The sequence below is a fragment of the Lentzea sp. NEAU-D7 genome (assembly GCF_026242055.1).
In the GTDB taxonomy this organism is placed as follows: Bacteria; Actinomycetota; Actinomycetes; order Mycobacteriales; family Pseudonocardiaceae; genus Lentzea.
The window spans coordinates 1-26,787 of the sequence record NZ_JAPJDL010000021.1 but is presented as its reverse complement, the minus strand read 5'-3'; the positions used below and the strand labels follow the sequence as shown (position 1 = coordinate 26,787).

General features: G+C 69.3%; 26 protein-coding genes. 16 read left to right on the top strand and 10 right to left on the bottom strand.

Annotation, left to right across the window (positions count from 1 at the left end; genetic code table 11):
- Nucleotides 1-210: 210 nt before the first annotated feature.
- The 4 genes from ORI60_RS33875 to ORI60_RS33860 all read left to right on the top strand — a co-directional run bounded on the left by ORI60_RS33875 (nucleotide 211) and on the right by ORI60_RS33860 (nucleotide 4,795).
- A complete protein-coding gene (locus ORI60_RS33875; protein ID WP_266042075.1) occupies nucleotides 211-1,335 on the top strand; it encodes a sugar ABC transporter substrate-binding protein in 1,125 nt (374 codons plus the stop codon).
- A gap of 76 nt (nucleotides 1,336-1,411) precedes the next feature.
- The gene (locus ORI60_RS33870) at nucleotides 1,412-2,185 is read left to right on the top strand and encodes an ATP-binding cassette domain-containing protein (protein ID WP_266042074.1); all 774 of its coding nucleotides are present in this window, start codon (nucleotides 1,412-1,414) and stop codon (nucleotides 2,183-2,185) included.
- A 20-nt stretch (nucleotides 2,186-2,205) separates the two neighbouring features.
- Nucleotides 2,206-3,636, top strand: a complete 1,431-nt coding sequence (locus ORI60_RS33865; RefSeq protein WP_266042073.1) for a sugar ABC transporter permease — start codon at nucleotides 2,206-2,208, stop codon at nucleotides 3,634-3,636.
- A 4-nt stretch (nucleotides 3,637-3,640) separates the two neighbouring features.
- Nucleotides 3,641-4,795: an ROK family transcriptional regulator gene (locus ORI60_RS33860; protein ID WP_266042072.1), complete on the top strand. Its 1,155-nt coding sequence runs from the start codon at nucleotides 3,641-3,643 to the stop codon at nucleotides 4,793-4,795.
- Nucleotides 4,796-4,855: 60 nt separating this feature from the next.
- Here ORI60_RS33860 and ORI60_RS33855 read toward each other — a convergent pair whose 3' ends face one another.
- The 3 genes from ORI60_RS33855 to ppgK all read right to left on the bottom strand — a co-directional run bounded on the left by ORI60_RS33855 (nucleotide 4,856) and on the right by ppgK (nucleotide 7,882).
- Nucleotides 4,856-5,035: a hypothetical protein gene (locus ORI60_RS33855; protein ID WP_030464836.1), complete on the bottom strand. Its 180-nt coding sequence runs from the start codon at nucleotides 5,033-5,035 to the stop codon at nucleotides 4,856-4,858.
- A 547-nt stretch (nucleotides 5,036-5,582) separates the two neighbouring features.
- A complete protein-coding gene (locus ORI60_RS33850) occupies nucleotides 5,583-6,902 on the bottom strand; it encodes an RNA polymerase sigma factor (RefSeq protein ID WP_266042071.1) in 1,320 nt (439 codons plus the stop codon).
- 218 nt (nucleotides 6,903-7,120) lie between these two features.
- Nucleotides 7,121-7,882 (bottom strand): polyphosphate--glucose phosphotransferase, encoded by a 762-nt coding sequence (gene ppgK, locus ORI60_RS33845; protein WP_323055974.1) that lies wholly within the window; start codon nucleotides 7,880-7,882, stop codon nucleotides 7,121-7,123.
- Between the two features lie 117 nt (nucleotides 7,883-7,999).
- On the opposite strand from ppgK, the gene ORI60_RS33840 reads away from it, so the two are divergent.
- Complete coding sequence (locus ORI60_RS33840) at nucleotides 8,000-8,794, top strand: inositol monophosphatase family protein (RefSeq protein ID WP_266042070.1); 795 nt, start codon at nucleotides 8,000-8,002, stop codon at nucleotides 8,792-8,794.
- Nucleotides 8,795-8,880: 86 nt separating this feature from the next.
- Here ORI60_RS33840 and ORI60_RS33835 read toward each other — a convergent pair whose 3' ends face one another.
- Both ORI60_RS33835 and cei read right to left on the bottom strand, forming a co-directional pair.
- Complete coding sequence (locus ORI60_RS33835) at nucleotides 8,881-9,423, bottom strand: hypothetical protein (RefSeq protein ID WP_266042069.1); 543 nt, start codon at nucleotides 9,421-9,423, stop codon at nucleotides 8,881-8,883.
- A 31-nt stretch (nucleotides 9,424-9,454) separates the two neighbouring features.
- Entirely contained in the window at nucleotides 9,455-10,171 is a 717-nt protein-coding gene (gene cei, locus ORI60_RS33830; RefSeq protein ID WP_266042068.1) for an envelope integrity protein Cei, read from the bottom strand.
- Between the two features lie 422 nt (nucleotides 10,172-10,593).
- Between cei and ORI60_RS33825 the strand changes: the two genes are divergently transcribed.
- Nucleotides 10,594-10,893 carry a DUF4193 domain-containing protein gene (locus ORI60_RS33825; RefSeq protein WP_030474775.1) on the top strand — a complete coding sequence of 100 codons (300 nt, stop codon included), beginning with the start codon at nucleotides 10,594-10,596 and terminating at the stop codon, nucleotides 10,891-10,893.
- Between the two features lie 63 nt (nucleotides 10,894-10,956).
- On the opposite strand, the gene ORI60_RS33820 is transcribed toward ORI60_RS33825, so the two are convergent.
- Complete coding sequence (locus ORI60_RS33820; RefSeq protein WP_266042067.1) at nucleotides 10,957-11,418, bottom strand: DUF3093 domain-containing protein; 462 nt, start codon at nucleotides 11,416-11,418, stop codon at nucleotides 10,957-10,959.
- Between the two features lie 24 nt (nucleotides 11,419-11,442).
- Here ORI60_RS33820 and dut point away from each other — a divergent pair, with 24 nt between their 5' ends.
- Together dut and ORI60_RS33810 are read left to right on the top strand one after the other, a co-directional pair.
- Entirely contained in the window at nucleotides 11,443-11,916 is a 474-nt protein-coding gene (dut, locus tag ORI60_RS33815) for a dUTP diphosphatase (protein WP_266042066.1), read from the top strand.
- Nucleotides 11,917-11,920: 4 nt separating this feature from the next.
- A complete protein-coding gene (locus ORI60_RS33810; protein ID WP_266042065.1) occupies nucleotides 11,921-12,538 on the top strand; it encodes a DUF3710 domain-containing protein in 618 nt (205 codons plus the stop codon).
- On the opposite strand, the gene ORI60_RS33805 is transcribed toward ORI60_RS33810, so the two are convergent.
- A complete protein-coding gene (locus tag ORI60_RS33805) occupies nucleotides 12,535-13,191 on the bottom strand; it encodes an alpha/beta fold hydrolase (protein ID WP_266042064.1) in 657 nt (218 codons plus the stop codon). The genes ORI60_RS33810 and ORI60_RS33805 overlap by 4 nt on opposite strands.
- Before the next feature lie 69 nt (nucleotides 13,192-13,260).
- Here ORI60_RS33805 and ORI60_RS33800 point away from each other — a divergent pair, with 69 nt between their 5' ends.
- A complete protein-coding gene (locus ORI60_RS33800; RefSeq protein WP_030474780.1) occupies nucleotides 13,261-13,641 on the top strand; it encodes an OB-fold nucleic acid binding domain-containing protein in 381 nt (126 codons plus the stop codon).
- Entirely contained in the window at nucleotides 13,638-14,408 is a 771-nt protein-coding gene (locus tag ORI60_RS33795) for a DUF3159 domain-containing protein (protein WP_266042063.1), read from the top strand. The genes ORI60_RS33800 and ORI60_RS33795 overlap by 4 nt, the downstream gene beginning before the upstream one ends.
- Before the next feature lie 103 nt (nucleotides 14,409-14,511).
- Here the strand turns inward: ORI60_RS33795 and ORI60_RS33790 are convergent, their stop codons facing one another.
- Genes ORI60_RS33790 through ORI60_RS33780 form a run of 3 tightly spaced genes read right to left on the bottom strand, consistent with a single transcriptional unit; the run spans nucleotide 14,512 to nucleotide 18,431 of the window.
- The gene (locus ORI60_RS33790; RefSeq protein ID WP_266042062.1) at nucleotides 14,512-17,052 is read right to left on the bottom strand and encodes a LuxR family transcriptional regulator; all 2,541 of its coding nucleotides are present in this window, start codon (nucleotides 17,050-17,052) and stop codon (nucleotides 14,512-14,514) included.
- A 60-nt stretch (nucleotides 17,053-17,112) separates the two neighbouring features.
- Nucleotides 17,113-17,769, bottom strand: a complete 657-nt coding sequence (locus tag ORI60_RS33785; RefSeq protein ID WP_266042061.1) for a potassium channel family protein — start codon at nucleotides 17,767-17,769, stop codon at nucleotides 17,113-17,115.
- Nucleotides 17,769-18,431, bottom strand: a complete 663-nt coding sequence (locus ORI60_RS33780) for a potassium channel family protein (protein WP_090006444.1) — start codon at nucleotides 18,429-18,431, stop codon at nucleotides 17,769-17,771. Before ORI60_RS33780 ends, ORI60_RS33785 begins: the two co-directional genes overlap by 1 nt.
- An 82-nt stretch (nucleotides 18,432-18,513) precedes the next feature.
- Here ORI60_RS33780 and ORI60_RS33775 point away from each other — a divergent pair, with 82 nt between their 5' ends.
- The 6 genes from ORI60_RS33775 to ORI60_RS33750 all read left to right on the top strand — a co-directional run bounded on the left by ORI60_RS33775 (nucleotide 18,514) and on the right by ORI60_RS33750 (nucleotide 26,403).
- Nucleotides 18,514-20,499: an APC family permease gene (locus tag ORI60_RS33775; protein ID WP_266042060.1), complete on the top strand. Its 1,986-nt coding sequence runs from the start codon at nucleotides 18,514-18,516 to the stop codon at nucleotides 20,497-20,499.
- Nucleotides 20,496-21,701, top strand: coding sequence for a class I SAM-dependent RNA methyltransferase (locus tag ORI60_RS33770; protein WP_266042059.1), 1,206 nt, complete (start codon nucleotides 20,496-20,498; stop codon nucleotides 21,699-21,701). Before ORI60_RS33775 ends, ORI60_RS33770 begins: the two co-directional genes overlap by 4 nt.
- A 62-nt stretch (nucleotides 21,702-21,763) precedes the next feature.
- Nucleotides 21,764-23,668: a 1-deoxy-D-xylulose-5-phosphate synthase gene (gene dxs, locus ORI60_RS33765; RefSeq protein ID WP_266042058.1), complete on the top strand. Its 1,905-nt coding sequence runs from the start codon at nucleotides 21,764-21,766 to the stop codon at nucleotides 23,666-23,668.
- Between the two features lie 232 nt (nucleotides 23,669-23,900).
- On the top strand, nucleotides 23,901-24,542 hold the full coding sequence (locus ORI60_RS33760) for an SPFH domain-containing protein (protein WP_266042057.1): 642 nt from the start codon (nucleotides 23,901-23,903) through the stop codon (nucleotides 24,540-24,542).
- A 46-nt stretch (nucleotides 24,543-24,588) separates the two neighbouring features.
- A complete protein-coding gene (locus ORI60_RS33755) occupies nucleotides 24,589-25,272 on the top strand; it encodes a response regulator transcription factor (RefSeq protein ID WP_266042056.1) in 684 nt (227 codons plus the stop codon).
- Between the two features lie 3 nt (nucleotides 25,273-25,275).
- On the top strand, nucleotides 25,276-26,403 hold the full coding sequence (locus tag ORI60_RS33750) for a sensor histidine kinase (protein ID WP_266042055.1): 1,128 nt from the start codon (nucleotides 25,276-25,278) through the stop codon (nucleotides 26,401-26,403).
- Nucleotides 26,404-26,787: the final 384 nt, after the last annotated feature.

The following is a 26,787-nucleotide window of genomic DNA, read 5'->3' as shown; positions in this document are numbered from 1 at the left end:
GGTGTTCGCCGCGGGCGATGTCCGATATCTCGCCGTTGTAATCGGTAGCGCGGTGGTAACGCTCTCACGACTCTCCGTGACTAAATTTCGGCACGGTTACCGCATCGTTGCGACTTAATCGATCCAGTGTGGTTCCGGTCACGCATATGTCGGGCATACGTTGTGCGCCACAACATTCTCTGTGACACAGCGCAGTGAAAGGGATGGCGGATGCGCAGCAAGACTCTCGCTTCCATCGCCGTTACCGCGGGCCTCGCCCTGGCGGTTTCGGCGTGCGGCGCCAACACGTCCTCCGGCACCGGAGGAACCTCTGAAACGAACTCTGGCAGCGGCACGGGCGCGAAGGTCGGCGTGATCCTGCCCGAGACCGCCTCTTCCGCGCGCTGGGAGGGCTTCGACAAGCCGCTCCTCGAGGCCGCGTTGAAGAAGGAGGGGCTCGACCCCGACATCCAGAACGCGCAGGGCGACGTCCAGAAGTTCAGCACCCTGGCCGACGGCATGATCAACGCCGGCGTCAAGGTCCTGATCATCGCCACGCCCAACAGCGAGGTCGGTGCCTCCGTCGCCAAGAAGGCGCAGGCCCAGGGCATCCAGGTCATCGACTACGACCGCCTGAACACCGGTGGCACCTCGTCCTACTACGTGTCGTTCGACAACGTGAAGGTCGGCGAGCTGCAGGGCCAGGGTCTCGCGGACGCGATGAAGGCCTCCCCGCAGGGCGCGAACGTCATCGAGATCGAGGGCGCGCCGACGGACAACAACGCGACCCTGTTCCACCAGGGCCAGCAGAAGGTCCTCAAGCCGCTCTACGACTCGGGCAAGCTCAAGCTGGTCCAGTCCCAGCCGATCGACAACTGGGACAACCAGAAGGGTGGTCAGGTCTTCGAGCAGATCCTGACCGGCAACGGCGGCAAGGTCGACGGCGTCGTCGCCGCGAACGACGGCCTCGCCGGCGCCGTGATCACGATCCTCAAGAAGGTCGGCCTCAACGGCAAGGTCCCGGTCACCGGTCAGGACGCCACCCCGGACGGCCTGCAGGCCGTGCTCCGCGGTGACCAGTACATGACCGTCTTCAAGCCGATCAAGGACGAGGCCGAGGCCGCCGCCAAGCTGGCCGGCGCCCTCGCCAAGGGCGACACCGCCGCCGCCGACGCGCTCGCGTCCGGCTCGACGGACGACAGCAAGGGCAACCGCAAGGTCAAGTCCGTCCTGCTGTCCGCCCAGCTGATCACGAAGGACAAGGTCAAGTCCGTCGTGGACGCCGGCTTCGTCAAGGCGTCGGAGATCTGCGTGGCCGACACCCAGGCCGCCTGCACCGAGCTCGGCATCAAGTAAGACCGCTCGCGACGAGGGCGGGGTGCGCTTCGACGCACCCCGCCTCTCGTCACGTGTAACCACGGAGGAAAACCCAGTGAGCGAGCCGATTCTCGAGCTGCGCGGCATCAACAAGAGCTTCGGTCCCGTGCACGTCCTGCACGACATCGACCTCGACGTCCACCCCGGCGAGGTCACCGCCCTCGTCGGTGACAACGGCGCGGGCAAGTCGACGCTGGTCAAGTGCATCGCGGGCATCCACCCCACCGACTCCGGTGAGGTCCTGTTCAACGGCGAGCCGGTGCACATCAAGGGCCCGCGCGACGCCGCGGATCTCGGGATCGAGGTCGTCTACCAGGACCTCGCACTGGCCGACAACCTGGACATCGTCCAGAACATGTTCCTCGGCCGCGAGCGCACCAAGGGCGGTCTGCTCGACGAGACCGACATGGAGCAGGCGGCGCGCAAGACGCTGGCCTCGCTGTCGGTGCGCACGGTCAAGTCGGTGCGCACGCAGGTCTCGTCGCTGTCCGGTGGCCAGCGCCAGACCGTGGCGATCGCCAAGGCCGTGCTGTGGAACAGCAAGGTCGTGCTGCTCGACGAGCCCACGGCCGCACTCGGCGTCGCGCAGACGCGGCAGGTCCTCGACCTGGTCCGCCGGCTCGCGGAGCAGGGTCTGGGCGTCGTGCTGATCAGCCACAACATGAACGACGTCTTCGAGGTCGCGGACAAGATCGCGTGCCTCTACCTCGGACGCATGGCCGCCGTAGTGGGGTCCAAGGACGTCACGCACGGCCAGGTCGTCGAGCTGATCACGGCCGGACGTTCCGGTGACCTGGGCATCGCCCGCCCCGAGGCGGCGACGATCTGATGAGTTCCGAAGAGGGCAGCATGACCGACACCACCGAGACGCCTGCGCAGGACACCCCGCCGCAGGGCGCCATCTCCGACTTCGGCATCGACACGACGTCCCAGTCCACGGGCGAAGCGGTGCGCGACTACTGGGCCAGGGTCCGCGGCGGCGAGCTCGGCTCGCTGCCCGCGCTGCTCGGGCTCGTCGTGCTGCTCATCGTGTTCAGCGCGTTGTCCCCCACGTTCTTCACCCTCGGCAACCTCGCCAACCTGCTCCAGCAGGGCGCCAGCATCACCATCATCGCGATGGGCCTGGTGTTCGTGCTGCTGCTCGGCGAGATCGACCTGTCCGCCGGTACCGCGTCCGGTGTGACGGCGGCCGTGATGGCACTGCACCTCATCAACAACGGCAACCTGCTCGGCGGCATGGGCGACACGGTGTTCTACGTGTTCTGCGGCCTGCTGGTGCTCGCGATCGTGCTCGCGTCGATCATGAAGATCTGGGCCGGTGCCGCGCTGTCGGCCATCGCCCTGGTCATCGCCGCCGTCGGCATCCCCGCGAACGCCTGGCTGGAGATGCTGCTCGCGGTCTGCGTCGGCGCGGCCATCGGCTCCATCACGGGCTTCCTGGTCGCGAAGGTCGGCATCCCGTCGTTCGTCGTGACCCTGGCGCTGTTCCTGGTCTGGGGCGGTGTCGTGCTGCAGTTCATCGGTGACGGCGGCACGCTCGGCCTGCGCGACGACACGATCTTCAACGTCGCCAACGGCAACCTGAACTTCGTCGGCTCCTGGGTGCTGTTCGTCGTCGCCGTCGGCGGTTACGCGGCGGTCGTGCTCACGCGGCACTTCTCGCGGCTGCGCAGGGGCCTCGTGGCCCAGCCGACGTCGCTGGTGATGGCCAAGATCGGCGCCCTCGCGGTGCTGGCCGCCGTCATCACCTACGCGCTGTCGCTGAACCGCGCGCCGAGCAACCTCGTGGTGATCGAGGGCGTGCCGTACGTGGTGCCGCTGGTGCTGGTGCTGCTCGTGATCGGCACGTTCGTGCTCGACCGCACCAGCTACGGACGCCACGTGTACGCCGTCGGCGGCAACAAGGAAGCCGCCCGCCGCGCCGGTATCAACGTCGAGCGCATCCGGATGAGCGTGTTCGTGATCGCCTCCTCGGCGGCCGCGATCGGCGCGATCGTGTACTCGTCGAAGGTCGGCTCGGTCGACCCGAACGCCGGTGGCGGCAACACGCTGCTGCTGTCGGTCGGTGCGGCGGTCATCGGTGGCACGTCGCTGTTCGGCGGCAAGGGCCGCCTGCGCGACGCGGTCATCGGTGGCGCGGTGCTGGCGATCATCCAGAACGGCATGGGCCTGCTCAAGCAGCCCGCCGCCGTCGTGTTCATCGTGACCGGCCTCGTCCTGCTGCTCGCCGCGAGCGTCGACGCGTTGTCCCGCCGCCGGGCGGCCACCGCGGCTCGATGACGCGGTGACGGGACCCACGTCCGGCACTCGTCCCGATGAGATCCGCAGGCACAACAGGACGGCGCTGCTGCGCCGCCTGCACGTCGACGGACCGTCCACCAGGGCCTCGCTAGCGGCTGAGCTGGGGCTCAACCGCAGCACGATCAAGGCCCTGGTGGACGGCCTCGCCGAAGCCGGCGTGGTCGCCGAACGCGTGCCCGCTCTGCGCAGCGGAGCGGGCCGCCCATCCCTGCTGGTACTGCCCCAGCCGCACGCCGCGGTCGTCATCGCGATCGACGTGCGGGTGGAACACGTGGCGATGGGGTTCGTCGGCCTCGGCGGGGAGATCCTCGGACGGGACAGCTGGAACCTGCACCGGACGCGTGATCCGGGGGAGGTCATCACGCACATCGTCGAGTCGGCGCGCCTCATGGCCGACGACCTCGACGTCACCGCGGTCGGGGTCGGGGTCTCGGTGCCCGGCGTCGTGCGACGCGCCGACGGGCACGTCCACGAGGCACCCAACCTGCACTGGACCGGTGTCGCCCTCGGCAAACGCCTGGAGGCGGTGCTGAAGCTGCCCGTCCAGGTCGGCAACGACGCGGAGCTCGGTGCCCTGGCCGAGCACGTGCGCGGCGCGGCCCGCGAGTCCTCGGACATGGTCTACATCTCCGCGGACGTCGGCGTCGGCGGAGGAGTGATCCTGTCCGGGCAGCCGTTGCGAGGCTCCGGCGGCTACGTGGGCGAGCTCGGGCACATGGTGGTCAACCCGGCCGGGCGGCGGTGCTACTGCGGCTGTGACGGCTGCTGGGAGACCGAGGTGGGCGAACCGGCGCTGTGCCGGGCGCTCGGCCTTCCCGACGACGCTCCGCGCGGCGCCGTCGTCGCGGCGCTGCGGGCGCTGGACGACCCGTCGGTGCTCGACGAGTTCGCCGGCTGGCTCGCCCTGGGGCTCGCGAACATCGTCAACGTCCTCGGCCCGGAACTGGTCGTGCTCGGCGATCTCTACACCGCGTTGCCGGCCTCCGTCGTCGACGCGGTGAGCTCCGCCGTCCAGGTCCGCAGCCTCGTCTCCCGCGCTGTCGGCGGCACCCAGGTCGTGACCTCACCCCTGGGCCGTGACGCGAAGCTCGTAGGAGCGGCTGAGCTGGCCTTCGAGCCCGTGCTGGACGCCATCTAGAAAGCGAAGGGGGCGGAGACCCAGAAGGTCTCCGCCCCGAGCGGCTAGGTGGGGTGGAAGTCAGCCCTGCTGAATCTCAGCAGCGAGCTCGCGCAGTTTTTCGCTGTGTGCGCGGGAGTGGTGCCCGCAGAACAGCAGCTCGCCCCCGGACGGGAGAACGGCGCGAACCTGGGCAGCAGCCCCGCAGCGGTCGCAGCGGTCGGCAGCGGTCAACTCGGGGCGGGTGAGTGCTGCAGTCATGATGGATCTCCCTCCGTCCCAGCACCGGAAACGGTGTGTTTCGGTGCCCTCTTACCAAGCTGCGACCACAGCGCCCCTGGCCGGTGCGCGGTGCTCGCTGGCTCCACTCTGACAGACGTTTCGGCGATAGTCAGTGTTCCCGTGTACGTGGCGACTCGCGTCACTATGCGATTTACCCGCCTGCAGCACGCTCACACATGAGTTTGCTACCGGTTCACCGTCTTGACACGCACGCTGCGCAACCGAAAACCCGCTGGTGGAGCAGTGTGTTCGGGCCATCCGGTCGGTTGCGTGCGACCGGGAGTGTGATATCGGTTGCCCTTGTCCGCCCTCCGCGAACAGGTCACGAACGTCCCACGATTCGGACGCGGAACCGTGATCAAATTCCGCTCGAATGGTCGCTTCAGGCCTCTCCGACCGCCTCTCGAGGGCCGCGCTGATGGCTCGAACGGCATGCCTGAGTCGAATGCGGAGACGCTCGATTTCACAAACAGAACAGCCCCGCACCGAACCGGTGCGGGGCTGTCTGCGTATGTCTGGGTAAGACCTAGTCGAGGTAGTCGCGCAGAACCTGCGAACGCGACGGGTGACGCAGCTTCGACATCGTCTTGGACTCGATCTGGCGGATGCGCTCACGCGTGACGCCGTAGACCTGGCCGATCTCGTCCAGGGTGCGCGGCTGGCCGTCGGTGAGGCCGAAGCGCAGCCGGACGACGCCCGCCTCGCGCTCGGACAGCGTCGCGAGCACGGACTGCAGCTGGTCCTGCAGCAGCGTGAACGAGACGGCGTCGACGGCGACGACGGCCTCGGAGTCCTCGATGAAGTCGCCGAGCTGGCTGTCGCCCTCGTCGCCGATCGTCTGGTCCAGCGAGATGGGCTCACGCGCGTACTGCTGGATCTCCAGCACCTTCTCGGGCGTGATGTCCATTTCCTTGGCGAGCTCCTCCGGGGTGGGCTCGCGGCCCAGGTCCTGGAGCAGTTCGCGCTGGATGCGACCGAGCTTGTTGATGACCTCGACCATGTGCACCGGGATGCGGATGGTGCGGGCCTGGTCGGCCATCGCGCGGGTGATCGCCTGACGGATCCACCAGGTGGCGTACGTGGAGAACTTGTAGCCCTTGGTGTAGTCGAACTTCTCGACCGCGCGGATCAGGCCGAGGTTGCCCTCCTGGATCAGGTCCAGGAACGCCATGCCGCGGCCGGTGTAGCGCTTGGCCAGCGACACGACGAGGCGGAGGTTCGCCTCGAGCAGGTGGTTCTTGGCGCGCTCGCCGTCGCGGACGATCCAGCGCAGGTCGCGGCGCAGCTGCGGCGTGAGCTTCTCCGCTTCCTCCTCGGAGCGGCGCACGCGCTCGGCGGCGTAGAGACCCGCCTCGATGCGCTTGGCGAGCTCGACCTCCTCCTCGGCGTTGAGGAGGGCGACCTTGCCGATCTGCTTGAGGTAGGCGCGGACCGAGTCGGCCGAGGCGGTGAGCTCCGCGTCCTTGCGCGCCTGGCGCAGGGCCTCGGACTCCTCCTCGTCCCAGACGAAGTCACCCTTGTTCTCGGGGTCCTCCGCCTCCTCGGGCTCGTCCACGACGGGCTCGTCGACGATCTCGACGTCCTCGACCAGGTCCTCGGCGCCAGGAGCGCCTTCCATGTCCTCGGGGTCGTCGCCGTCCTTCTTGGCGGTGCCCTTCGCGGCAGGATCGGCCTTGCCGGCCGTCTTGCGCGGGGCCTTGGCGCCGGCTGCGGGCTTCTTCGCTGCCGCAGCGGTCGTCTTGCGCTTCGGCTTCTCCTCGGCCTCGCCGGCCGCGGTCGCCTTGGTGGTCTTGGCGGCGCTCGCGGCGGAGCTGGAGCGTCGGGTTGCGGTTTCTGCGGCTGCCACGTACGCCCTTTCGCGACGGTCGTTCAAGGCAAACCGGAGGGCGCGAAACCTCGGTCGCCAGAGTTCGGGGGATCTCCCCGCCGATCTTGCTTGGCGGGTGTGCGTTCCATTGTAACGACGTCCGTGACGCGGTGTTGCGCCCCGAGGTGCTTCGAGGCGCTCTCACCTGCGTTCCCGCAGCTAGATCTGGTCGGACACGTTTCGGTGTCGAACGCTCACTACGGCCTGACACCGTGCGAGGCGGCCCATGCGGCGCCCACGATGCCGGCGTCGTTCTTCAACGCCGCGGCGACGACCTCGGTGCGGACCTTGAGCAGCGGCAACCACTTGTGCGCCTTCTTGCTCACACCGCCACCCGCGATGACCAGGTCGGGCCAGATGAGGTCCTCGAGCACGTTGATGTACCGCGTGACCCGGGGAGTCCACTCCTCCCACGACAGGTCCTTCTCCTCCTTCACGGAGGCGGCCGCACGCGTTTCCGCGTCGTGCCCGTCGACCTGGAGGTGGCCGAACTCGGTGTTCGGGACGAGCTTGCCGTCGAGGAACACCGCGCTGCCGATGCCCGTGCCGAACGTCAGCAGGACCACGGTGCCGTTCTTGCCCACGCCCGCGCCGAACGTCATCTCCGCGATGCCGGCCGCGTCCGCGTCGTTCATCACGACGATGTCCTCGGGCCTGCGGTTGAGGCGCGCGGCGAAGAGCTGCTGGGCGTCGCAGTTGATCCAGCCCTTGTCCACGTTCGCGGCGCTGTGGGCGACACCGTGCTTGACCACGCACGGCAGCGTGATGCCGACCGGCCCGTCCCACTGGAACTTCTCGACGATCTCGGCGACGACCTCCGCCACCGCTTCCGGTGTCGAGGGCTGGGGCGTGGGGATCCGCATGCGTTCGCCGTCCAGTGCTCCTGCCTCGAGGTCGACCAGGCCGCCCTTGACGCCGGAGCCGCCGATGTCCACACCGAACCCGCGGGTGATGCCCATCCCCGTGGTCCTTCCTACTAGATCCAGCTGGTTTCGATTCAGTACACCTGTGGTGCGCAGACATTAGCCTGACGTTGCCCGATAGTCCCGTGCTAGTGACGCAGGAGGGAACCGGTCGTGTTCGATCCCCGGCCACTCGTCGACATCGCGACGGCGATCGGACGAGAAGCGGGTGCTCTTGTTCAGCGCATGCGCGCTTCCGCCGTCGTCTCGTTCGACACCAAGAGCACCTCGACAGACGTGGTGACCGCAGCCGACCGCGCCTCAGAACAACTCGTCCGGACGCGTCTGTCCGAGTTGCGCCCCGGCGAGCCCGTGCTCGGCGAGGAGGAGGGCGGCACCGTCGTCGAGGGGCTGACCTGGGTCGTCGACCCCATCGACGGCACCGTCAACTACCTCTACGGAATCCCCTGGTACTCGGTGTCGATCGCCGCGCAGCTCGACGGCGAGTCCGTCGCGGGTGCGGTGTTCGAGCCCGCCACCGGCCGCATGTGGACGGCCGCACGCGGCTACGGCTCGTTCCTGGACGGCTCGCCGTTGCGCGTCTCCGCGACGACCGAGCTGTCCCTCTCATTGCTGGGATACGGCTTCGCGTACCGGCCTGAGCGCCGTCAGCGGCAGGCCGACACGTGGGCCGGCATGTCCACGAGGGTGCGCGACATGAGGCGGGCCGGCGCGGCGTCGCTCGACCTGTGCTCGGTGGCCGCCGGACGGCTCGACGCCTACGCGGAGCACGGGCTGGGCCGCTGGGACTGGGCCGCCGGAGGACTGGTCGCCTCGGAGGCGGGCGCGGTCGTGCGGCTGCCGGGGTCGTCGCCCGAACTCGGGCAGGACGCGACGTTCGCCGCCGCCCCCGGCATCGCCGACGAGATGTACGACGCCCTCGTCGAGTCGGGCTTCGGCAAGGTCTGAACCCGCAGTTCAGAGCGGTAACGAGGTGCCTTTGCAACAGACGTTTGCGGACGTACGCAAACGTCTGTTGCAAAGCCAGCCCGGAATCAACGTTGAGTCAACGTTGATTCCGGGAGGCCCGTCAACGTCGACAGCAGGGTGACGACCTGGCGCACGTCCGGGACGTGGATCAACTCGGCGACCGTCCGGGTGCCGTAGCCGTCGGGCATGATCCGCCGGTCGAGCCGGATGTGTCCGGAGCCGTCCGGTTCCTCGGCGAAGGACAGGGCGTCGATGTCGGCGAGCTTCACCGACCGCGCTCGCCTTCCGGGAACGGACACGACGCGTTGGTCGGTGACGTAGTAGGTCGTGCGACGCAGCGTCCGGTAGCGCCAGAGGAACGGCTCGGCGAGGTAGAGAAGATCGAGCACGACGAACGCGCCGCACACCAGCAGGACGGTGGACCAGTCGTCGAAGAAGTCCGTCCACCCGTGTGCCAGAAGCGCCAGCCCCACCACGATCGCGATCTTGACGGCGTCGAACCTCAGGCTGAACCAGATCCACTTCGGATCGAGCCTCAGGAAGACCGAGTGATGTGCAGGCTCGCCCTGCCACAGGACGCGCTCGTCCGGAAGAAGATCTACCCCCATGCGCGCAAGGTAGCGCGCGGTCTCACGGAGGTCAGCAGGTCACGTCGCGTGCGCCGGCCAGGCTGTCGGCGTTGAGCGACGGCGGAGCCGCCGCGGCGACCTGACCGCCCTGCTGCTCCGGCTGCTGCGCCGCCCACTCGCTGAGCTGGTCGAGGACCTTGCGGGCGCTGCTGTTCGGCTTGACCTCGTCGAACTTCTTGCCGATCGCGATGTCGACGGTGGCGTCCTGGCGGTCGTCGCGCACGAGTTCCAGGCACGGCTCCAGCAACGACAGCGTCCTGGCCGCCGACGCGCCTGGCGCGCCGAAGCGGATCTGGCCGCGGCACGTCATGTCGCCCGCCGGGTAGATCGCGTCGTTGCCGGGGTCGGCCGCCTGCTTCAGGCCCAGTTCGGTGAACATCGTCGCGACGGCCTTGGCGTGGTTGCGCTGAGTCGAGGCGTTGACGACCTTGAAGTTGACCTCGCCGACCGGCACCGGGTTCGTGCGGTCCAGCGCGTCGTGCTCCAGGACGGTGCCCAGGGGCGGCGCCTGCGGCGTCGAGGCCGCGGCCGGATCGGCCGCGCCTGTCACCGATGTCGTGACGTTGCCGGGCGCGTTGCACTTGATGGCCGCGTCCACGTCGCTCGCGTTGCCGAGCACCTTCACCCACACGAACACGGAACTGACCAACAGCACCGCGAACAGGACGAGCGCGGGCACGGGCCGACGCCTCTTGTAAGGCGTCAAGCTTCCCGATGCGGATCCCACGTTCGAAGCCCTCCCCGTGATCCGTCCCTGAGAATCAGCCTAGGCCCAACCCGGCTGATGCGCGCCCTGGCGGGCGTGACCCACTGCACCGGCCTGATTGCTCACAGTCAGGACGGTACCGGCCCGGCGCCAGGTTGCACGCCACGGCACACGTGCTCCCGCACAGGGTATCGGTCCAGCGTAGAAAGGTTGTGTCACCCGTCCGGTCGGTAAGGGGTAACCCGATGTCGAGCCACTCGGGCAATGAGCTACCCTCTGCGCGCTCCGCACACATTTCGATCAAGCCGACGGTCACGTCAAGGGGGTTGGCTTGCCCGCCGGGTGTGGGAGACCTACGTCACCTTGACGTGGGGCACAAAAGAGGTCGCTGGAGCGTTAACCAGCGACACGAACAGTCTCCGTAGACCGCAGGGGTGAAGAAGATGGCGACCGACTACGACGCGCCGCGTCGCAGCGAGGCGGACGAACTCGCTGAGGACTCCCTCGAGGAGTTGAAGGCCCGGCGGAACGAGACGCAGTCCGGCGTCGTCGACGTCGACGAGGACGCGAGCGCGGAGAACTTCGAGCTTCCGGGCGCCGACCTGTCCGGTGAGGAGCTCACGTTCAAGGTCCTGCCGAAGCAGGCCGACGAGTTCACGTGCTCGAAGTGTTTCCTGGTGCACCACCGCAGCAGGCTCGCCGAGGACAACGGCGGCACGTACATCTGCCGGGACTGCGCCTGAGTTCAGTCCGCCGAAGAAAGACACTGGGCGCTCACCCTCTCGGGTGGCGCCCAGTTGTGCGTTTCAGGACTTGATCGCGGCGGCGAGCTCGTCGGGACGACGCGTGCTGATCACCCAGTAGGGCGTCGGGTCCTCCGGGTCGTTCACCCGCACCCGCACGAGCGGCTTGACCCAGCCCCGGTGCACGACGAACGCCGCGGGGTCGAGGTCGCGGCCCATGGCCCGGCGGCGGTCCTCGGGGGCGATGATCTCGACGTCGCCGAGCAGCTCCAGCGGGATGTGCGCGTCGCCCGCGCGCAGCTCGCCGTCGGCGACCTCCACCTTCGTGGAGCCCATCTTGGCGATCAGGACGGCCGTCAGCGGGAGCAGGATCACGTACGGCAGCCAGGACCTGACGCCGGGGAAGCCCATGTGCACCTCGGCGGCCAGCAGCGCGGCCGCGAGCAGCGGCAGCGGCCAGATCCACCACGTCACGTACAGGCGTTCGCGGAAGGTCGTAGTGGCGGTCACGGCAGTCTCACTCACGTCGTCAGGGTAATCTCGGCCGCCGTGTCCAGCGTCGAGGTGTTGCTGACCCGGCTCGATCCGGGGGTTCCCGTGCCCGCCTACGCCCGTGCCGGCGACGCGGGCGCGGATCTGGTCACCACGTCGGACGTGGTCATTCCACCAGGAGAGCGCGCCGTGGTCGGCACCGGTGTCGCCATCGCGCTGCCCGAGGGGTTCGCGGGCTTCGTGCACCCCCGGTCGGGCCTCGCCGCACGGGCCGGCCTGAGCGTGGTGAACACGCCCGGCACGATCGACTCCGGCTACCGCGGTGAGATCCGCGTTTGCCTCGTGAACCATGATCTCCGTGAGCCGATCGTGCTGTCACGGGGCGACCGGATCGCCCAGCTCGTCGTGCAACGCGTCGAGCACGCGGTGTTCCGGGAGGTCACCGAGTTGCCGGAGACGGAACGCGGTGCGGGAGGCTATGGCTCGACCGGCGGGCACGTGGTGCTCGCCCGGATGAAGGCGGAGGGGTAAGGGCATGTTCGGAAGGCGCCGCAAGCGCGGTCGTCACTCCTCGGGTGCGGTCGAGACCGGGCCGGAGCACGACGAGACGTTCGACGAGGACGTCGACGGCCCGTGGGACTCGACGGTGGCGCCCCACGACGACGTGCAGCGGCTCGACCTGGGATCGGTGCTGCTGCCGATGCCGGACGAGGCCCAGCTGCAGGTCGAGATGGACCAGCAGAACGGCTCCGTGCGCGCCGTGCACGTGCTCACGTCCGTCGGCCAGCTGACGGTCAGCGCGTTCGCCGCGCCGAAGTCGGGCGGCCTGTGGCGCGAGGTCGGCGCCGAGCTGATCGAGGGCCTCAAGGAGGACGGCGCCCGCATCAACCGCGAGAACGGCGAGTGGGGCGAGGAGATCACCGCGCGCAACCAGGGCGTGCAGATCCTCTTCGTCGGCGTCGACGGCCCGCGCTGGATGCTGCGCGGCGTCGCGGCCGGCCCCGAGGAGCACTTCGAGCAGAACTCGCAGGCGCTGCGCGAGATGTTGCGCGGCACCGTGGTCGTGCGCGGCGAGCAGCCGATGCCGCCCCGCACGCCGCTGCCGGTCGAGCTGCCGGAGGCGATCGCGCGGCACATCCAGCAGCAGGGCTAACGAGCCTGCTGCCACGCCTGCACCGCACGCCCCAACGCGTGCGGGTAGGCGTCCAGGGTCGTGGTGACGAGCACGGCGCGCGGGATGGCCTCGGCCCAGGCCCGCGCGACCGCGATCGGGTGCACCGGGTCGTCGGTGCACCCGACGATGCCCGTCGGCACGTCCAGCGACTTCAGCTCGTCGAGCGTGGGCGCGAGCGACTCGGCGGCCTCTTCGAGGTGCGGCACGAGCTGGTCGCCGTAGCCGTGCCAGGCCCTCGTCAGTTCGTCGTGCAGCCAGCCTGTGGTGCCGGAGAGCGCCGTCGTGAGGCCCTCGGTCCGGACGATCTGCGCACTCGCCCTGGCCGCGAGCGCCGCGGGCGCCTCGTCCGGAGTGCCGGTCCACGCCGGCAGCGCCAAGATCAGGCCCGCGCACCGGTCCGGGTTGGCCACCGCCCACCTCGCGGCGACGTGCGCGCCCAGCGAGACACCACCTACCACGATCGGGTGGCTTGCCGGGGCATTTTCGAGCGCCGTCAACCGTTCACGGAGTGTGCGGACACGTGGTGCGGCGAGAACGGCACCGACCTGCGACAACGGCTCTGTGAACACCGAACGGACGAACACCTCGTCAGAGGCGGTTCCGGGCAGGAGAAGCACAGTCTCGGCAGGCACGCCCGAGATTGTCGTTGCTCGTGCGTACCCTCACTGTCAGACGGTCCACACCACGGGGCCACTTGAGCAATGCAGGAGTCGGGGATGAGCGGCTATTGGCGCCGCTTGGTACGTCGCTTGACCAGCGACGTGACCGAGCTCGACGCGGACGACCTGTCGCGAAAAGCGGAGGCCGTCGGCGCGGTGAAGGCCTGCGACTGCAAGTCCGGTGAGGAGGTCACCGTCCTCGGAAGGCTCCGCAGCGTGGAGCTCTGCCCGAGGGACGCGGCCGCCACGCTGGAAGCCGAGCTCTACGACGGCACCGAGGGCGTCACCCTCGTCTGGCTCGGCCGCCGTCGCATCGCGGGAATCGAGCCTGGTCGGACGATCAAGGCCCGGGGCCGCATCGCCGTGCGCGACGGGCGCAAGGTGCTCTACAACCCCTATTACGAGTTGCAGAACGCTTCATGACTTCAGTCAAGACCGAAGAAAAGCAGCCCACCGTCCTCGAGCAGATGGGCGGCGTGAGCGGAATGCTCTACTCGTCGCTGCCCGTGCTCGTCTTCGTGATCGTCAACTTCACGACCAAGAACCTGATGGCGGCGATCATCAGCTCGCTCGCCGCCGCCGTCGTCATCGGCGTCGTCCTGGCCATGCGCAAGGGCACCATCCAGCCCGCGATCTCCGCCGTCTTCGGCGTGGGCATCGCGGCGTTCATCGCGTACAAGACAGGCGAGGCCAAGGGTTTCTTCCTCTTCGGCATCTGGCAGAGCGTCGTGTACGGCAGCGCGTTCCTGCTGTCGATCATCGTGCGCTGGCCGCTCGCCGGCGTGATCTGGACGTTCCTCAACGGCAGGGACCGCTCCTGGCGCGAGGACAAGGCCACGGTCCGCGACTACGACATCGCGACCTTCGTGTGGGCCCTGGTGTTCTTCGCCCGCTTCGTGGTCCAGCGCTGGCTCTACGACGAGGACCAGGTCGGCTGGCTCGCTGTCGCCCGTCTCGGCATGGGCTACCCGCTGATGGCCATCGCCCTCCTCGCCACGGTCTGGGCGGTCCGCCGCGCGGACAAGCGCCTCAAGGAGGCAGAGGAGGCCGCCGAGGCCAAGGCCAAGGCGGAGACCGAGGCGGCGACGGAGGCAGTGCTCGCACGCACGGCCGACGACCTGCTCACCCCGGACATGGACGAGCTCAAGCGCGTCGTCGACGCCGAGTCCCGCGACAAGTCCAGAGACTGACCCCGCTCCACGCTCCACGGCCGGTGCCTCCTCTCGGGGCACCGGCCGCGTCGTCTCCGGACCCGACATGGCGCTGCCGTGCGGGTACGCCGCGCACATCGAGCTACGCGCCGTGGCCGAACAACACGCGCAAGCCATCTCGTCCCGTGACACCCACCGCCGCGTAGGTCGTGTGCAAGTGGTTGTCCACGGTCCGTTTGGCGATCGCCAGCCGTTCGGCGATCTCCGCGCTCGTCAGCCCGGCCACGGCGAGACGGGCGATTTCCAGCTGACGTGGCGTCAACGCGGCGAGGGTGCTCGTCACCACGAGACCGGGAGTGGTCGCGCCGTCGAACGTCTCCGCGAGCGCGGACGCCTGCCGTTCCAGCCGATCCGCGTCACGAGGCCGGTCGTGCAGGCGCGACAGCCTGCTGGCCTCCGCGAGCGCCTCTGCCGCGTAGAGCGTGGCGCCGCACGCCGTGAACGCCGCCGCCACCTCCTCCAGCCCCGCCGGGTCGCGCAACGCGCGCGCCTGAGCATGCGAGGCGTACGCGGTCGTGAGCGGGTCCTTGCGCGACTTCGCGAGTTCCAACAGACGAGGCGAGGTGTCCGCACCGAACCGTGCGGCGTCGTGCAGCGACTCGATCTCTTCGGAATGCGCGCCGTGTTCCCTCGCCAAGACAGCGTTGTCCAGGGCGGCCTGCATCGCCTCGTTGACGTGCCCAGCGCCGGCAAGCACCCACGACCGTGCGGCCCCCACGGCGAGCCGCGCGATGCGCCACGCAGGCCGCAACCCGGCCTCCGCACGCGCCAAGGCTCGAAATGCGCGGTCCGGCTGCCCCTGCAACGCCGCACCGGCCGCGAGCTCGGCCAGCAGCAGCACGTCCCACATCATCGTCGGCGTGCCCAGGTCCGGCGCACCCTCGGCGGTGATCCGCACGGCCGACGCCGCCCTCCCGCGCATGCGCGCGCTCCGGCTCAGCAGCACCCGCGGCGGTACCTGCGCGCCCGTCCAGCGGTCCTCCTCGACCGCCTCGGCGAGCGCCTGCACGGCTCGTCTTTCCGCGCCCGCCAGGTCACCGCACCGCAGCATGCTCTCGTTGTGCACGCTGTTCGCCGCGTTCATCAACGACGGGAACCGCTCCGCCGTCGCCAGCACGGCCATGTGGTTGTCCTCGATCCGTGCGATGGCCTCGGTGTAGCGGCCCGCGAACTGGTCTGCGGACGCCAGCACCTGCCGTCCCGCGATCGCCGCCCAGCCGCCCTCCGCGAGCAGCAGCTCACCGCCCAGCCGTGCGAAACCCAACGGCGCGGCCTCCAGCGCGAACGTCAGCGCGAAGAACAGCACGGCGTGCTCCAGCTCGGCGGGCAGCTTCCGTGCTGTCACGAGATCCAGCACGGCGACGGCGGCGTCCTCGTCACCGAGGCCGAAGAACAGGTTGTACGCGCGCGTACAGCCGGCCTGCGTCAACGTCAGCACGTCGCTGTCCACCCTCATGGCGTCGGCGAGCACTTCCTCGGCCTGCGCGCATCGACGTTGGTACATCAGTACAAGACCCAGCACGAGCCCCACGCGCGATGTCACCCCACGGGCCAGGGCGGCACGCGAGAGCCGTTCGGCGAGTTCCCAGTCCTGAGCGGACAGCGCCTCCTCGGCCGCCCGCGCCAGCACGTCGGGCGACTCGGCCGTCCCGCTGTCGAGCCGCCACGTCGCGACGCGCACCGCGTCACCGGGACGGCCGGAGCCCGTCGCTTCGAGCCGATCGGCCAACGCACGCCTATGTGCCCGTGCGCGCAACGTCGGGCATGTGGCGCGCAGGCGCGCGCTGTAGAGCGGATGAGCGACACGCGCCCGTCCGTCGTCACCAATGCGCACGAACCCAAGGTCCACGAGGTCCTGCGGCACGGTCATCAGTGCGGCTTCGAGCGGTTCCCCGTACGCGAGCAGCTCCAACGCCCGCCGTTGCGGATCCGTGAGCCGTCCCAGCGCCATGTCGACGAGCTCGGTGAGCCGTCCGGACGGCTCCAGCGGTCCGCTCCAGCTCCACCCGGCCCCGGTCAACGCGCCGCGGTGCCGGCCCGCCGCGACGAGCTCCTTGATGTGCAACGGGTTGCCCCGGCTCTTCGCCCACACCAGGTGCCGCGTCGAGGCATCCACAGACCCGCCGAGAGCCGTCGTCAGCACCGTGTCCGCGCGTTCCCGATCCAGCGCGCCGACCGCGATGACGGTCGACCCCTCCAGGTCCCAACCAGGCTGTGCGGTGCACACGACTCGCATGAGCCGGTGACGCACGAGGTGCTGCAACACCAACAACGAGGCGTCGTCAAGCAGATGCGCGTCATCGACCAACAACACCCACCGGCCGCTACGAGAGAGGTGCTCGGCGACCGCGCGCACGGACGTAGACGGCAGGAGTGAACCCTGCGAGAGAGGCAGGCCGGTGGGTAAGAGCGACGCGATCGCGCCGAGGGGAATCCGGGACGTGGCGACCGTGGCGTAACAGCGCACGACCGGTTGCGTCACGGCGGCGAGCGCCTCCCAAGCCAGCCGTGTCTTCCCCACACCCGAAGGACCCGAAAGCAGCACCGCACCGTGCACGGCCAACGCCCGCAGCACGGTCCGCAACTCTTCCTCGCGCCCGACCAGGGGCAGCTGATCGCTCACAGGAAGTAGGTGCCCGCCTCCGCTGCGCAGATACGCGGCGGAGGCGGCCCGGCCTACGGCCTAGTACCCCAGAGCGCTCTTGATGTCCTGCTCGACGGCGGCGGTGGTGACGAACAGCAGCTCGTCGCCGCCCTCCAGCGTGTCGTCCGGCTGCGGCACGATGACCCGCCCGCCGCGCAGGATCGTCACCAGGGCGGCGTCCCGCGGCAGCGTCAGCTCCGAGACCGCCCGGCCGGCGAACGGCGTCGACTCGTCGAGCGTGATCTCCACGAGGTTCGCCTGCCCCTGCCGCAACGTCATCAGGCGCACGACGTCACCGATCGTCACGGACTCCTCGACCATGGCGGCCAGCAGCCGTGGCGTCGACACGGCCACGTCGACGCCCCACGACTCGGTGAAGAGCCATTCGTTCGTGGGGTCGTTCACGCGCGCGATGACGCGCCGGACGGCGAACTCCGTCTTGGCCAGCAGCGACACGACGAGGTTGACCTTGTCGTCACCGGTCGCGGCGATCACCACGTCGCAGAGCTGCATGCCCGCGTCCTCCAAAGAGGACAGCTCGCACGCGTCGGCCTGCACCCACTCGGCCTGTTCGACGGAGTTCGGGTCGAAGTGCGCCCGGTCCCGTTCGATCAGCATGACCTGGTGCCCGTCCGAGACGAGCTCCTGCGCGATGGACCGTCCCACGGCTCCCGCACCAGCGATGGCGACCCGCATCAGCTCTCCTCCGGTGCCTGCAGCGCCGCCGCCGCGACGTCGGTGATCGTGCCGGACAGCGCCGCCACGTAGATGGAGTCGTCGGCCTGCACGACGGTCTTGGCGTCCGGCAGCACGCCCGTGCCGAAGCGCATCACGAACGCCACACGCGCGCCGATCGCCTCTTCGAGCTCGCGCACCGGCCGGCCGACCCAGGCCTCGTCGACCTCGATCGGCAGCACCGCCACGGTGCCGGACGGGTCCCGCCACGCGGTCGACGCCCCTTCGGGCAGCAACATCCGCAGGAACCGGTCCGTCGACCACGGCACGGTCGCCACGGTCGGGATGCCCAGGCGCTCGTACACCGCGGCGCGCTTGTGGTCGTAGATGCGCGCGACGACGTGCTCGACGCCGAACGTCTCGCGCGCGACCCGCGCCGAGATGATGTTCGAGTTGTCGCCGCTGGAGACCGCGGCGAACGCGCCCGCGCGCTCGACACCGGCCTCGATCAGGACATTGCGGTCGAAACCGTTGCCGATGACCTGCTGGCCGTGGAAGTCGCTGCCCAGCCTGCGGAACGACTGCGCATCCTTGTCGATCACGGCGACCTGGTGGTCGAGTCGCTCCAGGGCCCTTGCCAGGGACGCCCCCACCCGGCCACAACCCATGATCACCACGTGCACGACATGCCTCCTCAGGCGAACTCTCCGCAGAACCTACCGAGCATTAGCCCGTCCCGGTGAGCGGACCCCTTACGCTCTGCCCGTGTCCAAGCTCGCCACCGCTGCCAAACGCCTCCTGGTCGGGCGGCCGTTCCGCAGTGATCGCCTCGCGCACACCCTCCTGCCCAAGCGCATCGCCCTCCCCGTGTTCGCCTCCGACGCCATGTCGTCGGTCGCGTACGCGCCGGAGGAGATCTTCCTGATGCTGTCGGTGGCGGGCCTGAGCGCCTACACCATGGCGCCCTGGGTCGGGGTCGCGGTCGTCGTGGTGATGCTCACCGTGGTGGCCAGCTACCGGCAGAACGTGCACGCCTACCCGTCCGGCGGCGGCGACTACGAGGTCGCGACGGTCAACCTCGGCCGCAAGGCGGGGCTCACGGTGGCGAGCGCCCTGCTCGTCGACTACATCCTCACGGTCGCGGTGTCGATCTCGGCGGCCGCGGCGAACATCGGCTCGGCGATCCCGTTCGTCGCGACCCACAAGGCGGAGTTCGCGGTCGCGGCCATCGTGCTGCTGACGGCGGTGAACCTGCGCGGCATCCGCGAGTCCGGCAGCGCGTTCGCCGTGCCGGTCTACGCGTTCATGATCGGTGTCTTCGGCCTGATCGGCTACGGCCTGTTCCGCGGCCTCGTCATGGGCGACGACATGAAGGCGGAGAGCTCGGGCCTCGAGATCCACGCCGAGCAGGACCACCTGATGGGCCTCGCGTTCGTGTTCCTGGTGATGCGGGCGTTCTCGTCCGGCTGCGCCGCCCTCACCGGCGTCGAGGCGATCAGCAACGGCGTGCCCGCGTTCCGCAAGCCCAAGTCCCGCAACGCCGCGACGACGCTGCTGATGATGGGCGGCATCTCCGTGGTCATGCTGATGGGCCTGATCATCCTCGCCCAGCTCACCGACGTGCGGATGGCGGAGTTCCCGCAGCAGCAGATCACCAACGCCCCGGAGGGCTACGAGCAGAAGACGATGGTCGCGCAGATCGCGCACGCCGTGTTCGACAGCTTCCCGCCCGGCTTCTACTTCATCGCCGGCGTCACCGCGCTGATCCTGGTGCTCGCCGCGAACACCGCGTTCAACGGGTTCCCGGTGCTCGGCTCTATCCTCGCCCAGGACCGCTACCTGCCGCGTCAGCTGCACACGCGCGGCGACCGGCTGGCGTTCTCGAACGGCATCGTGTTCCTGGCCGGCTTCGCGGTCGTGCTGGTGATCGCGTTCGACGCCGAGGTCACCCGGCTGATCCAGCTCTACATCGTCGGTGTGTTCGTGTCGTTCACGCTCAGCCAGCTCGGCATGATCAAGCACTGGCAGCGGCTGCTGAAGACCGAGACCGACGAGCAGGCGCGCAGGCGGATGCGGCGCTCGCAGTCGATCAACACGTTCGGTCTCGCGCTGACCGCGACGGTGCTGATCATCGTGTTGATCACGAAGTTCACCAAGGGCGCGTGGATCGCCATCGCCGCGATGGCCGCCATCTACGCGTTGATGACGGCGATCCGCAAGCACTACGACACCGTCGCCGAGGAGCTGCGCAAGCAGGACCGCGTGCGCACGATGCCCGCGCGCAACCACGCGATGGTGCTGGTGTCCAAACTGCACATGCCGACGCTGAGGGCGTTGTCGTACGCGAAGGCCGTGCGCCCGGACGTGCTGGAGGCCGTCACGGTCAACGTCGACGACGGCGACACCCGCAAGCTCGTCGCGGAGTGGGAGAAGGAGAACTTCAAGATCCCGCTGAAGGTGATCGAGTCCCCCTACCGGGAGATCACCAAGCCCATTCTCGACTACGTCAAGCGCGTCAGGACGGACAACCCGCGCGACGTTGTTACGGTGTTCATCCCCGAGTACGTCGTCGGCCACTGGTGGGAGCAGCTTCTGCACAACCAGAGCGCGTTGCGGCTCAAGGGAAGGCTGCTTTTCCAGCCGGGTGTGATGGTGACCAGCGTGCCGTGGCAGCTGGAATCTTCGGTGAAGGTCAAGGACAAGGACGTCATCGCGCCCGGCGCTGTCCGAAGGGGACTTGACGACCGATGAGCTCGACCAAGGAAGACTGGACCGGACGCAAGTTCGAAGTAGAGGTAGGGCCTGTCGCGCATGGCGGGCATTTCGTCGCACGGCACGAGGGCCGCGTTCTGTTCGTGCGTCACGCGCTGCCCGGCGAGCGCGTCGTGGTCTCCGTGTACGAGGACAACGGCGGGTCGTTCTGCCGCGCGGACGCCGTGGAGGTCCTGGAGGCGTCACCGGACCGCGTCGAGGCGCCGTGCCCGTTCAGCGGGCCGGGGCTGTGCGGTGGCTGCGACTTCCAGCACGTGGCGTGGGACGCGCAGCGGGAGCTGAAGGCCCAGGTCGTCCGCGAGCAGCTGGCGAGGCTCGGCAAGATCGAACGCGACGTGGTCGTCGAGGCGCTGCCGGGCGGCCCGCTGGAGTGGCGGACCCGCATCCGGATGGCCGTCGGCCGCGACGGGACACCGGGTTTCCGCAGCCTGCGTTCCCACGATGTGATCCCGGTCGACCACTGTGTGATCTCCCGGCCGGGCATGGTCGAGGCGGTGGCCGACCGAAAGTGGCGGGCGCAGGAGCTCACGATCGTCCAGGACGGTGACGGCAACCGTCATGTGGGTGAGGTGCGCGGCCGACACACCGTGCGACGCGCCGGAACCGGTACGGCCGTCGAGACCGCCGCCCAACGAAAGTGGCGAATCTCGGCGGACGGTTTCTGGCAGGTCCACCCGGCCGCCGCGGACACCTTCGCGTCCGTCGTGGGGGAGTGGGCCGCGGCCGGGCCCGGGCAACGCGCGTGGGACCTCTACGGCGGCGCGGGACTCTTCGCGTCGGTGCTCGGACGGCAGGTCGGCGAAAGCGGGTCCGTGCTGGTCGTGGAGTCTTTCCCCGGCGCCGTGGAGGACGGCCGGCGCAACCTCCGCCGCATGTCCCAGGTGGAGTGGGTGGCGGACAAGGTGGAGCGTGCCGTGACGCGCAAACTGCCCGTGGAAGACCCTCACGTCGTGGTCCTCGACCCCCCTCGCAAGGGCGCGGGCAAGGTCGTTGTGGCTGAAGTCGCACGACGCCGTCCGCAGCGGGTCGTCTACGTCGCCTGCGACCCCGCCGCGCTGGCCCGCGACCTGGCCGAATTCACAGTTCAGGGGTACCGGCTCGCTGATCTTCGCGCGTTCGACGCGTTCCCGATGACGCATCACGTCGAGTGCATCGCCCTGCTGGTCCCTGAGACGAGCTGAGGCAGCGTCTCAGCCGCGTCTCCGTAGACTGGGCCGAAGTCTTCAGGAGTGAGGTGGGCGTGGTGACCCTGCTGGAGTCCGTGCACGGACCAGCTGATCTGAAACGGATGGACGAGGCGCAGCTGTCGCAGCTGTGCGAGGAGATCCGGCGTTTCCTGGTCGACAAGGTGTCCAAGACGGGCGGGCACCTGGGCCCGAACCTGGGTGTCGTCGAACTGACCCTGGCGCTGCACCGGGTCTTCGACTCGCCGCAGGACCCGATCGTGTTCGACACCGGTCACCAGTCGTACGTGCACAAGATCGTGACGGGCCGTCGCGACGGCTTCGACCGGCTGCGCAAGCAGGGCGGGATGTCCGGCTACCCGTCGCGGTCGGAGTCCGAGCACGACGTGCAGGAGAGCTCGCACGCCTCGACGGCGCTGTCCTACGCGGACGGCCTGGCCAAGGCGAAGCAGATCAACGGCGCCCACGGCCACGTGGTCGCGGTCGTCGGAGACGGCGCGCTGACCGGCGGCATGTGCTGGGAGGCGTTGAACAACATCGCGGCGGACAAGACGCGTCCGGTCGTGATCGTGGTCAACGACAACGGCCGCTCGTACTCGCCGACGATCGGTGGTCTCGCGGACCACCTGTCGTCGCTGCGGCTGCGTCCCGGCTACGAGCGCGTGCTGGAGAAGGGCAAGAGCGCCCTGCAGCAGACGCCGTTCTTCGGCAAGCCCCTCTACGCCGCCCTGCACGCCGCCAAGCGCGGCATCAAGGACGCGCTGGCGCCGCAGGCGATGTTCGAGGACCTCGGCCTCAAGTACATCGGCCCGGTCGACGGCCACGACATGGCGACGCTGGAGTCCGCGCTGCAGCGCGCCAAGTCCTTCGGCGGCCCGGTGATCGTGCACGCGGTCACCCGCAAGGGCATGGGGTTCGCGCCGGCCGAGAACCACGAGGCCGACCAGATGCACGCCACCGGCGTCATCGACCCGATCACCGGCGAGGACGTCAAGCCGTCCAGCCGGACCTGGACGCACGTGTTCTCCGACGCGCTGGTCGAGGTCGGCCGCGAGCGGTCCGATGTCGTGGCGATCACCGCCGCGATGCAGGGGCCCACCGGCCTGGACCCGTTCGCCAAGGCGTTCCCGGAGCGGTTCTTCGACGTCGGCATCGCCGAGCAGCACGCGCTGACCTCGGCCGCCGGTCTGGCCATCGGTGGTCTGCACCCGGTCGTGGCCGTCTACGCGACGTTCCTCAACCGGGCGTTCGACCAGCTGCTGATGGACGTCGCGCTGCACAAGCAGGGCGTCACGGTCGTGCTGGACCGGGCCGGCGTCACCGGCCCGGACGGCGCGTCGCACCACGGCATGTGGGACATGTCGATCCTCGGCGTCATCCCCGGTGTCCACGTGGCGGCGCCGCGTGACGCAGGCACGCTGGTCGAGGAGCTGCGGGAGGCCGTGGCGATCTCGGACGCGCCGTCGGTGATCCGCTATCCGAAGGCCTCGGTCGGCCCGGACCTGCCCGCGCTGGAGCGCGTGGGTGCCGTGGACGTGCTTCGGCGGTCGGGTTCCGACGTGCTGCTGGTGACGGTCGGCGCGTTGGGCGGGCTCGGTCTTGAGGCCGCGCAACGGCTGGAGGACCAGGGCATCGGCGTGACGGTCGTCGACCCGCGGTGGATCTACCCGATGTCGGTGGACCTCGTGGAGATGGCGGCGTCGCACAAGCTCGTGGTGACCGTGGAGGACGGTGGCCGCCACGGTGGCTTCGGTTCCTCTCTCGCGGCCGCCCTGCGCGACGCCGACATCGAGGTGCCGTTGCGCGACATCGCCCTGCCGCAGGAGTTCCACGACCACGGTGAGCGTGGCGAGGTGCTGGCGTTGTGCGGCATCACCGCGCAGGACGTCGCACGCCGCGTGACGGAGTGGGCCGCCCGCCTGGAGTGCCTGCCCGTCGAAATTGACGAGCACGTCGAGAAGTAGGTCGGCTAACCTCCACCCCGACGGCGTTCGTTCTTGCGGCCCAGCAGGTTTCCCTCGCTCGGGTCCCGCGTTCTGCGAACGCCTTGGAGCCCTGTAACGGCACCAGGTTCAAACCCTGAACGCCACGACCCCGGTCGCACACGGGGGCGACGAGCTTTGCGAGTCCCTTGTGGAGTCCCGCTCGAAGCCCCGCCGGCCGGGGTCGTGGTCTACCCGGGCGGAGGTGGAGACGATGAAGCACACGTTGTACCCGTGGGAGCGGGCGGTCCAGTTCGATCGTGGGGTGCTGGTGGGCGAGGTCGGGCCCGGCGAGCACAAGTTCCCGCGCCACGTCGCGCTGCACCGCGTCGACCTCCGGCCGCGCACGATGACCCCGGCGGCGCAGGACGTGCCGACCGCCGACGGCGTGCTGGTCCGTGTCACCGTCGTCGTGCGTTGGGCCGTGTCCTCGGCCACGACGTTCGTGGTCGCGTCCGCTGGTCCTGAGGCAGAGCTCTACACAGCCGTGCAGCTGGCATTGCGCGGTGCGGTGGTCACGCGCGCACACTCGGCCGTTGATCCCGAGCGGGAGGCCATCGCCGCCGAGGTGCTGGCTGCCGTGGCGTCACGTGCGGCCGAGCTGGGTGCGGCGGTGACCGAAGTGGCTGTGCGCGACGTCGTCATGCCCGGCGAACTGCGCCGGGCCGCCCTGGCCGAGCTCGTGGCGGCGGCCGAGGGACGTGCGGCGCTGGAACGGGCACGCGGGGAGACCGCGGCACTGCGGTCGTTGCTGAACGCGGCCCGGCTGGCGGAGCAGCACCCGGCGTTGCTGGAGCTCCGGGCACTGCAGACGGCCTCCACGGTCGTCGTCGATCGGCCCGCGCGCGGCAAGTGAAGGTGTCGTTAAGCGCCTTCTCAGGTGCGTATGGCACCTTTGAAGCGTGCGGATTCTGGTAGTCGAGGACGAGGCGCCTCTGGCCGACGCGATCGCTCGCGGCCTGAGGCGCGAAGGCATGGCCGTGGACGTCGCCTACGACGGCGAGACCGGGCACGAGAAGTCGACCGTCACGCGGTACGACGTGGTTGTGCTCGACCGCGACCTGCCGGGGATGTCCGGCGACGAGCTGTGCAAGGAGATCCTCAGCTCCGGAGCGCTCACCAGGGTCATGATGCTGACGGCGAGCGGCTCCATCGAGGACCGCGTGTCCGGGCTGTCGCTCGGCGCCGACGACTACCTCGCGAAGCCGTTCGCGTTCCCCGAACTGGTCGCGCGCGTGCGGGCGCTGGCCCGGCGCGCGACCCCCGCGACGCCGCCGCTGCTCTCCGCCCAGGACGTGGAACTCGACCCCGCGCGGCGCACGGTGTCGCGCGGCGGGCAGCCGATCGAGCTGACCCGCAAGGAGTTCGGCGTCCTCGAGGTGCTGCTCGCGGCCAAGGGTTCGGTCGTCAGCAGCGAGGAGCTGCTTGAGCGCGTGTGGGACGAGAACGCCGACCCGTTCACCACGACCGTGCGCGTCACTGTGATGACGTTGCGCAAGAAGCTCGGGGAACCGGGCATCATCGACACCGTCGTGGGCTCCGGCTACCGGGTGCCGAGTGCTTCGAACGGATCTGCTGAGGACTGACCTATGCGAAGGCGCGGACCAGGGCTTCGCCTTCGGATCACGCTCCTCACCACCGCGCTCGTCGCGGTCGTGAGCGCTGTTCTGCTGTTCCTCGGGTGGACGCTGGTCGGGCGGGTCTTCGACTCGTCGCCGTCGTTCCCCTCCGACACCCAGGTCACCGTCGACGGCGTCACCGTCACCGTGAAGGTGCTGACCGACGCGTTGACGGCCACCGCCCGTCAGGACCTGCTGCGCGCAGGCCTGATCGCGTTCGCGTGCATGGTCGTGGCCGCCGCCGTCCTGACCTGGACGCTCACCGGCCGCGTCCTGAAACCACTGCACGACGTGACGGGGGCTGCCCGCCGGTTGTCCGCCGAGTCGCTGGGGTCGCGGTTGCGGCTGGAAGGCCCGCGCGACGAGGTCGCCGAGCTCGCGGACACGTTCGACGCGATGCTCGACCGGCTGGAAGCCGCCTTCGACTCGCAACGCCGGTTCGTCGCGAACGCATCGCACGAACTGCGCACTCCTCTCTCGGTGGTGCGCACCGAGCTGGACGTGACCCTCTCCGATCCCGATGCCGACGTGGAAGAGCTGCGGCGCATGGCCGGCGTCGTGCGTTCGGCGGGGGAGCGTGCCGAGCAGTTGGTGTCCGCGCTGCTCCTGCTCGCACGCACCGACGGGATCGGGCTCGCCGTGCGGGAGCCGGTCGACCTGTCCGCGGTGGTCGAGTCCGCGTGGAAGGCCACACGGGCCGAAGCCGAGGCACGCAACCTGCGAACGGTGTTCCGGTGCGCGCCGGCGCTCGTCGTCGGGGATCCCGCACTGCTGGAGCGGATCGCCGGCAACCTGCTGGAGAACGCCGTCCGCCACAACCACGTCGGCGGATGGATCGAGACCGCGGTGGAGACGGGGCCGCAGTGGTCCGTCCTGCGGGTGTCGTCGTCCGGGCCGGTGATCCCCCCGGACCGCGTGGAAGAGCTGTTCGAGCCGTTCCGCCGCGGGGTCAAGGACCGGACCAGCCAGTCCGGGACGGGGCTCGGGCTCTCGATCGTGCGCGCCGCGGTGGCCGCCCACGGCGGGTTTGCGCAGGCAGTGGCCGTGCCGACCGGCGGTCTGTCGGTCACCGTGCACCTGCCGGCCGCGCCTCGGTGAGACCGGATGCAAGATTGTCGGCGTGGTCCCGGTCACACTCTGCGTCGATCTTGGCGGGTTTGAGCCGTCTGCATGCCGCCTGACCTGCGGTTACGCCGTACGTGACCCCCGATTTGGATCTCGTGGGGGCCCCGTGTAAATTTCTCCATGCCAGCACGGAACGGGCCGGGAAACACAGCCGGAACGGAGTGCGGCGAAAGACTTCTAAGCCTGACACAGCCCCGGAAGTGACTCTCCTCGGAGATTAGCTGCGGTGTGCGCGTGTTCTTTGAGAACTCAACAGCGTGCCGAAACACAGCCAGTAATATATGAATTACCTCCTCGTCGAGGTAGTTCCTTTGAGGCAAGACTAGATTGATGCCAGACATATTCCGTCTGGAGCGA